Annotated in this window: 7 protein-coding genes; 5 read left to right on the forward strand and 2 right to left on the reverse strand. The window is 57.4% G+C overall.

Going from position 1 to position 7,977, the window contains the following annotated elements:
* Positions 1-547: 547 nt before the first annotated feature.
* The 4 genes from Q0955_RS20535 (at position 548) to Q0955_RS20550 (ending at position 3,369) form a co-directional block, all read left to right on the forward strand.
* Positions 548-940 (forward strand): rhodanese-like domain-containing protein, encoded by a 393-nt coding sequence (locus Q0955_RS20535; RefSeq protein WP_299428679.1) that lies wholly within the window; start codon positions 548-550, stop codon positions 938-940.
* A 182-nt stretch (positions 941-1,122) separates the two neighbouring features.
* Positions 1,123-1,392, forward strand: a complete 270-nt coding sequence (locus Q0955_RS20540; RefSeq protein WP_299428682.1) for a phosphopantetheine-binding protein — start codon at positions 1,123-1,125, stop codon at positions 1,390-1,392.
* Positions 1,389-2,603: a beta-ketoacyl-[acyl-carrier-protein] synthase family protein gene (locus tag Q0955_RS20545; RefSeq protein WP_299428684.1), complete on the forward strand. Its 1,215-nt coding sequence runs from the start codon at positions 1,389-1,391 to the stop codon at positions 2,601-2,603. The genes Q0955_RS20540 and Q0955_RS20545 overlap by 4 nt, the downstream gene beginning before the upstream one ends.
* Positions 2,590-3,369 carry a MaoC family dehydratase gene (locus Q0955_RS20550; RefSeq protein ID WP_299428687.1) on the forward strand — a complete coding sequence of 260 codons (780 nt, stop codon included), beginning with the start codon at positions 2,590-2,592 and terminating at the stop codon, positions 3,367-3,369. Before Q0955_RS20545 ends, Q0955_RS20550 begins: the two co-directional genes overlap by 14 nt.
* Before the next feature lies 1 nt (position 3,370).
* Here the strand turns inward: Q0955_RS20550 and Q0955_RS20555 are convergent, their stop codons facing one another.
* Positions 3,371-3,757, reverse strand: a complete 387-nt coding sequence (locus tag Q0955_RS20555) for a DUF3307 domain-containing protein (RefSeq protein ID WP_299428690.1) — start codon at positions 3,755-3,757, stop codon at positions 3,371-3,373.
* A gap of 233 nt (positions 3,758-3,990) precedes the next feature.
* Between Q0955_RS20555 and Q0955_RS20560 the strand changes: the two genes are divergently transcribed.
* Positions 3,991-7,002, forward strand: a complete 3,012-nt coding sequence (locus Q0955_RS20560) for a cyclic nucleotide-binding domain-containing protein (protein ID WP_299428693.1) — start codon at positions 3,991-3,993, stop codon at positions 7,000-7,002.
* Between the two features lie 68 nt (positions 7,003-7,070).
* Here the strand turns inward: Q0955_RS20560 and Q0955_RS20565 are convergent, their stop codons facing one another.
* Entirely contained in the window at positions 7,071-7,583 is a 513-nt protein-coding gene (locus tag Q0955_RS20565) for a GNAT family N-acetyltransferase (protein WP_299428696.1), read from the reverse strand.
* Positions 7,584-7,977: the final 394 nt, after the last annotated feature.

The raw sequence follows: 7,977 nt of genomic DNA on the forward strand, positions 1-7,977 counted from the left end.
TCGCTGGCCGAAATGCCTGTGAGATCAGGCCGCCCTCATCCTACGGCGGCGGGGTCTTAAGGCAGGAAGGCGGCACAGGCCTGAGCGGTGGCCGATGGGAAGAAGGGACAACACCACGCGGACGGATCGCACACCCAGTGCGCCTCACCTGCAGGGTGCTTTGAACATCGGTTTGGGGGGAGGTGATTGTCCTCTTGCCAGAAGCCGGCTCCATAGGGGCTGCGTTTGTGGCGATAGGCCAAGCAGATCCCGCTGCACTGGCCCGGATGGGATGGGCCCCGTTGGGGGCACATCTAGGCTTCGGTAAGAGGCCGCGCAAAAGGGACAGCGCGAGATGAATGCGCGTGACGGGCGGGGCAACCTGCTTTGAGGGCTATTCAAAACGAAGGCGTCAGGTCGTGGGCATGGGTCGTGTTTTGACCCGCTGCCGTCCATCACCTGACGCCTTCTTTCTTTTGTGATTTCTGCTCACGGATGTGCGATGCCCCCTTAACAGGGCGCGCTGCTGTGCCTACCCTCATGTCAGACACATCAGAGGAGTGCCCCTATGCCGACCACCGCCGCCGACCTTCTGCAAGCCGCCCATGCGGTTGTTCCGAAAATCTCCGCCGCTGATGCGCAGGTCAAAGTTGCCGCCGGGGCGTTGCTACTGGATGTGCGCGACGCGCCGGAGTTGGCCGCCAATGGCCGCGCCGAAGGCAGCCACCACATCCCGCGTGGCATGTTGGAGTTCCGCGCTGATCCTGCCACGCCGTTTCATGACCCGGAGCTGCAATTTGACCGGCCCGTGATCCTGCACTGCGCCTCAGGTGGCCGCGCCGCGCTGGCAGGCAAGCTGCTCAAGGATATGGGCTATGGTGAGGTGCACAATCTGGGTGGCTTCAAAGACTGGGTAGAGGGCGGCGGCGCGGTGATCGAGCCGGTTGATCCCGGTATGTAGGTTGACGTGCACGTCAATTTTTGCACCTCCGTGATACAGTCGCAATACAGACGCGATACCGATGTGCCATTTGGCTCCGAAGTTCCATCTGGAAACTTTTGTTTTTGCCACTTACACTTACTACACCTGCCGGATTTTGGCGGGTGTATTGGATAAAGATTTTGACGACTGGAAGGACGCCGATGAGCACCGATCGCGACACGCTGACCCGAGACTTGCTGGAGATGGTTGCGCAGGAAGGCATGGTCGAACCCTCTGAAATCACACCACAAAGAAAGCTTGAGGAGCTGGATATCCAGTCTGCGGACTTTGTGATGATCCTGATGGCCATTGAGGAAAAATACGGCGCGTATGTTTCGGTGGATAATGAGCTGACCGACGTGGTGACCGTGCAAGATCTGCTGGATCTGGCGATCTCCAAAATCGAAGAACACCAGGCCGCCCAAGCGTGAGCCGCGTCGTTGTCACCGGCCTAGGCGCCGTCTCCGCCTGCGGTCTTGGCGCCGACGTGCTTACCGACGCAACACAGACTGGCGTATCCGGTGTAAAGCCTATCCACTTTGGCGATTTAGACGCGCAACGCGTGAAAACCGCTGCACGCCTGTCAGAGGCAGATTTGGTGCAAGTTTTGGGGGAGAAACCCCATCGCATGCGGGAACCTGTGGCCGAATACGCGCTCACCGCAGCGCGGGAAGCGGTGGCGCAGGCTGGACTGACTGAAGAACACTTCGGTGACAGCTGCGGCGTCTCAATTGGCTCCGGTTTTGGCGGCGGGCAGACGCTCAATATCAACTACCTGAAACTGGGCCGCGAAGGGTCCATGCGGCTCGATCCGATGTCCGTGCCTAAAATCATGAACAACGCCGCTGCCAGTTGGGTCTCTATGGAGTTCGGCGCCACCGGCCCGGCGCTGTGTCTGGCCACGGCCTGCTCTTCCGGTAGCCAATCCATCGGTATGGCCTATCAGATGATCGCTTCCGGTCAGGTGGAGCGCTGCCTTGCTGGCGGTTCCGAAGCCTGTCTGGAGAGTGGCGTATTTCGGGTCTGGGAACTCTTGCGTGTGATGACCGCAGAGCAAAATCGCCCGTTTAGCAAGGACCGCAATGGCATGACCCTTGGGGAAGGCGCCGGCGTTCTGGTTCTGGAAAGCCTGGAAAGCGCGGAGGCGCGCGGGGCGACCATTCTGTGTGAATTGGTTGGCTTTGGCACCAATTCTGACGCGGGAGACCTGTTGCGCCCTGATCCTAAGCGGGCTGCAGCCTGTATGCGTATGGCCCTCAAATCCGCTGGCCTGACGCCCGCCGACATTGGTTATGTAAACGCCCATGGCACTGGCACGGTGGCCAATGACGTGAATGAAGTGACGGCCTTGCGCGACGTGTTTGGGGAGGGATTGGATGGCCTTGATGTCTCCTCCACCAAGCCCATCCACGGTCACGCCCTTGGCGCGGCGGGGGCTTTGGAAATGATTGTCGCTATTGGTGCGCTGCAACGCCAATCGGTGCCACCCACAATCAACTTCACAGAGGTTGATCCCAAAATCGACATTGATCCGGTCGCCAACGTGGCCAAACCCAAGCAACTGGGCGCCGTCATGTCCAACTCATTGGCCTTTGGTGGCATCAACGCCACTTTGATTGCCAAAGCCTATGAACACAGCTGACATATCTCCGGCAACGGTCACTTTGCAGGCAGGGGTTTCAAGCGCCGATGTTAATGCGCTGCAAGACCTGCTGGTCACACTGTTGAATCATCCGGTTTCAATTGGTCTACCAATAGTTCGCGCGGCCTTCCTTTTGGGAGATCCTGCGTTGATGGATCTGCGGCAGCGCTTCACCGCACCGGAGGGCCTGTATGCTGTTCAAGAATCTCAACGGTTCACAGCGCTCGCGGATCATGCTCTGGCAGCAGGAACGCAGGTTGGCCTATCCAGTGAAAATAACGGGTCCATTGCGTGCCACACGTGTCGCCTGCTGGGCACAGACATCACAATGGAAACCCGCGTGCGTTTCCTCATGCCAGACGCCATCCGTGCTTTGGTCGCGCCGAAGCTGCACGCACGTATGGTGGGTGCGGGGGCAAAAGCACTCCTCACTGAAAAACTCACCGCCGATCACATCGCGCTTTACACCGCTCTGGCACACGATCCCAACCCGTTGCACAACGACCCAGAGGTTGCGCGAGCAGCAGGGTTCGCTGATGTGGTAGCCCCCGGGATGTTGCTTTGCGCTTTGGCTGAGGCCGGCATTCGTCACACGTCGCCAGGTACGCAAATCATTGACCTGCGCGCACGGTTCCTCTCACCTGCTTTGGTGAATGCACCGGTTCAGGTGGTTGTGACCGCGCGAGCAGGTACAAAATCACGGGTGTTTGTAGTGAGTGAAGCGCAAGACATTCACGCCATCGTGGATGTTTTTACAGCTGACTAAGTCAGCTCTGACAGGCAAACAACGCCCAGATCATCACCAGATAGGTCAGTTGATGCAACGCCTGATCGGTGCCCATAGCATACCAATAGAGCGGCTGATCGGGGCGCAGTTCTCGATCTACGGAATAACGTGCCTTGGCCCAGTCGATGTGGAAGTGCACGATGAATTCAATCAACACCATCCAGAAAATCAGCATGGGGCTGGCACCAAACAGCGCCAACACAACCACAGAAAACGCCGCATGGATGCCCGCATGCTGCGCGCGCCCCATGTGCCAGTATTTCTCACGGCCCATGATCATCTTGGCGTTCTGTAGGAAAAAATCCGCCACCAAGTGTTTGATCTGAAATGCCGCGACCAGCAACAACACTGTCGTGATCTGGTCCATAGACCTCTGCCCCATCCTAAGTTCTGAAAAGAGACTAGCTGGAGAATCAGGGAACAGCAAACCTCTGTTTTCACCCTCTCAAACTTCCGGTAAGAATCCGTTTGAACAGGTCCCGCCTCCATTGGTAGCCTTTGCCAAATGGGACGGCGCGGAGCCCGTGCTGCAAACCGGGAGTAGACGGTATAGAACGCTCATTATTTGCCTTCATCTGGAAGTATTCGAAACGTGACCAGATGGCGCTTCTGGCGCTCACGGTGTGCCTTTTCCCGCTGCAGTTCCTGACGCTGGAGCTGCCCAAACGCATCATCAACGACGCGATTGATGCGGATACCTCTTATATCGACGTGTACAATTGGGAGATGACGCAGGAAAACTACCTGATCATGCTCAGCTTCCTGTTTTTGCTGGCGGTGCTGGTGCACGGGCTGATGAAGATGCGCATCAATACCATGAAAGGTGTATTGTCTGAGCGTATGTTGCGTCGTTATCGGTTTACGCTGATTTCGCGCATCACCCGCTTCCCGCAACCTTACCTGCGCCGCACCTCCCAAGGGGAGATGGTCAGTATGGTGACCGCGGAGGCCGAGCCTCTTGGCGGTATGATGGGCGACGCGATCAGCCTGCCGGTCATGCAGGCCGGGCAGATGCTGACCATTCTGGCCTTCCTGTTTATGCAAAACGTCTGGTTTGGCCTCGCCGCAATTGCGCTGATCCCCTTGCAAGCTTGGATCATTCCCAAATTGCAGCGCCAAATCAACTTGCTCAACAAAGACCGCATTGTGCAGGTGCGCCACCTCGCCGCCGAGATTGGCGAAACCGCAACCGGCACGCCGGAACTGCGTGGCAATGGCGGCTGGCGCTACCGCCTGTCACAAATCACCCGCCGTCTGGGAACGCTCTTCCTGATCCGCCTGTCGATCTACAAGAAGAAGTTCTTCATGAAGTTCCTCAACAACTTCATCACGCAACTGACACCTTTCTTCTTTTATCTCGTTGGCGGTCTTCTGGTGATCCGCGGCCAAGTCACCCTTGGGGCGCTGGTCGCCGCGCTTGCGGCTTACAAAGATCTCTCTTCCCCATGGAAAGAACTGCTGAACTACTACAACCGCGTCGCTGACCTGTCCCTGCGCTGGCACCTGATTGGTGATCGTTTTGGTCCGTCCGGCATGGTGGACGAAGAGCTGATCGAAAACGAGCCGGAGGACATCCCGCGCCTGACCGGCGACATTGTTCTCAAAGACGTTTATGTGCGTGATCATGATGGCGACAGCGTGCTGGAAAACATCTCCACCACGGTGCGCCAAGGCGCGGTGATCGGCATCCGCTCGCAAGACGCCGAAGAACGCCGTGCCGTGGCCGAGTTGTTCACTCGAGAAATCACACCTCTGAGTGGCGTGTTGGAAATTGGCGGTGTGAAACTCAACGATCTGCACCAGCGGGTGATCGCCACCCGTATCGGTTACGCTGATCCGTCGCCCTATGTGTTTGAGGGTACATTTGGCGACAACGTGCTGATGCCGCTGAAGCAGAAGCCAATCACAGACCGCCCCGATCCAATGGGCGAGGCAGAAGAAAAAAAACGGGCATATGAGTCCAAACGCACTGGCAACAGCCTGGATCGGCTCTATTCCGACTGGGTGAATCCAACGCTGGGGGATTTGGCCAACGAAGATGATGTGCATGCGTGGTGGATTGCGGTAATGGACGCCACCGGCGCGGGCAATGCGCTGTTCCGCAAGGGCCTCGACCAACCCTTTGTGGAAAGTGATCACGCCGAACTGGCCCAAACCCTTGTCGATCTGCGGCCGCAAATCCGCGAAGCGCTAGATAAGGCCGGCCTGACTAAAGCTTACTTCCGCTTTGACCGCGAGCAATACAACCCGGCGCTGCCGGTGGCCGCCAACCTGTTCTTTGCCACCCCGCGTCAGGTCATCACCGACGGTCGGGAGCAACGGATCAGCGAATTCCTCAAACTGCTGCAAGAGCTTGGCATCGAGGAAAGCATTCTACGCATGAGCCGGGAAGTTGTGGAGATGCTGAACCAGACGTTTGGCGTGGATGGCACCGACCACCCGCTGTTCCAACAGCTTGGCTTTGACCCGGACGACTTCACCCGCAACGTCGAACTCTTTGCCAAAAGCCGCGACGTACGACTGGCCAATATGACTCAGGAAGAGCTGGAGCAAATGATTTCGCTGCCGCTGCTGGTTTCCGCGGAACGTATTGGCGCGGGCTTCAGTGAGGAACTCAAACAGACCATTCTAGAGCTGCGCCACGTTGAGGCACAAAAGCTGTCGGAATGGACGGCAGTGTATTTTGCTCCCTTGCGCGAAGACCGCTACGCCCCGGGCCTGACGGTTTTGGAAAACGCGATCTTTGGAAAGTTGGCCGCCTCCGCTGGCCCGCGTGCGGAGCAAATTCGTGACATTGTTGCTCAGACATTGGCGGAAGCTGGCATGAAGCAAGAAGTGGCTGAGCTGCTGTTTGCCGTGCCAACTGGAATTGGCGGGGCAGGGCTGCCTTCGGCCTTTGCCGAACCGCTTGCCATCAGCCGTGCAGCGATCAAAAAACCCGATGTCATGATCCTCAATCGGTGTCTGGCCAATTATGAGGAAGGTCAAGCCGCCCACACCATCGCCAACCTGCGCGCGCTGCTGCCCAACACCACGTTCCTTTATTTGGAGGAAGAGTTTGAAGACGCTGACAGCTTTGATCTTGTGTTGGAGCTGGAGCACGGACGGCTGAAAGACAGCGGTGTGGCTGCGGTGGACGACTCTGACAATGCGGCCAGTGCCGACCTGCGTCGCAAGATGCGGGCTTTGACCTCTGCGGATATGTTTGCCGGCCTGTCTCGTCGGCAAATGCGACTGCTGGCCTTTGGGGCGCAATGGCACAGTGCGCCTGCCGGGGAGTATGTCTTCCATATGGGCGATGACCCATCTGATGGAGCATATCTGATCCTCGAAGGGGAGGCCGGGTTGGGCTACAGCACTCCGGATGGAGAGACCCATGTGGTGGCCGAAGCCGGGCCAGGCACCTTGGTTGGCGAATTGGCGTTGCTGCGCAAAGAGAAGCGGGCGCTCGACATGTATGCCAAGACCGACCTAGAGATGCTGCGCTTGGGCGAAAGTGAATTTATGGCTGTGGTCGAAAACGACGCCTCAACAGCGTTCCGCATTTTGCAAGCGGTGTCGGGCTATGTGGGCGCACCCAGGCAGAACAACAGTGAAACAGAAGACGCCTGATCCTTGAGGTCAGGCGCATCTCTTGTCTTCTTGCCGGTGGCTGGTTTGTCACACAAGCACCACCAAGCTTATGTGAGGCGACGCTCCAGATAAACTAAGTATGAATCAAGCTCCGGCGGGTTGGCGTTTTCGCGATAGCGGTGGATGTAGTTAAACCCGAGCCTCTCATACATCGACAACATGGCGCGATTGCCTTTGACGGTGTCCGCATAAAGAGTGGTGCAGCCCATCTCTCTGGCCGCGGCGATCCGCATCTCAAACAGCTTACGTCCTAGCCCAAGCCCCTGTGCCTCCGGACGCACAAACATACGTTTCAGCTCCGCCGCATCCGGCCGCACTTTGCGCAAGACGCCGCAGCCAATCAATCTGCCAGCCTCGTCATGCGCCAGTAAGGTGCGCCCATCGGGCGGCAGCAGCTCCGGCATATGGGTAAGTGTGTCCCGCGCGAGTGCGTCGGCAGACAGCTTCGGTCCACCCGCATCCGATAGCTTGGACGCCATGATGGTGTAGTATTCCAGCATGAGTGTCTCAAAAGCTTTTGGGTCGGGCAGGGCGGAGACAAATTTCAGTGTCACAGTCATGACGGTTCCGATATGTAAAATATGGGTCTACGCCAGCGTAGCGCTTTTAAGGTCAAGCGCCTAACGATTGACCTCCCCACCGCCCGCAGTCTTCACCTTTCCGAAAGGTCCCTGTTTCTGCCTCATATCCGCACCTCCGTGATGCAGTCGCGATACCGACGTGATACCGACGTTGTTTTTGGGTGCTTGCTGTGGTGTTGCGCGGCGACTCTATGGTGAGTCTGGTCTGAGTCTGTGGATAAGTTGTGTTGTGGGTGATTTGTTTACTGTGATTGTGTGTTTGTCTTGTTTTTGGCTGCGGGGGTGTTCTGTTTAGAGTGTTGATATTGTTGAGTTTTGTAGAAAGTTGGCGTGTTTTTGCAGAAAGTTGAAAAAAGCGCTTGCGGCTGGGTTG

The sequence above is a fragment of the uncultured Shimia sp. genome, assembly GCF_947493595.1.
GTDB lineage: Bacteria > Pseudomonadota > Alphaproteobacteria > Rhodobacterales > Rhodobacteraceae > Shimia.

Bases quoted from the DNA above. Each gene is read 5' to 3' on its own strand.
- Q0955_RS20540 (WP_299428682.1), top strand. From the start codon at position 1,123: ATGAGCACCGATCGCGACACGCTGACCCGAGACTTGCTGGAGATGGTT.
- Q0955_RS20555 (WP_299428690.1), bottom strand. From the start codon at position 3,757: ATGGACCAGATCACGACAGTGTTGTTGCTGGTCGCGGCATTTCAGATC.
- Q0955_RS20550 (WP_299428687.1), top strand. From the start codon at position 2,590: ATGAACACAGCTGACATATCTCCGGCAACGGTCACTTTGCAGGCAGGG.
- Q0955_RS20535 (WP_299428679.1), top strand. From the start codon at position 548: ATGCCGACCACCGCCGCCGACCTTCTGCAAGCCGCCCATGCGGTTGTT.
- Q0955_RS20565 (WP_299428696.1), bottom strand. From the start codon at position 7,583: ATGACTGTGACACTGAAATTTGTCTCCGCCCTGCCCGACCCAAAAGCT.
- Q0955_RS20560 (WP_299428693.1), top strand. From the start codon at position 3,991: ATGGCGCTTCTGGCGCTCACGGTGTGCCTTTTCCCGCTGCAGTTCCTG.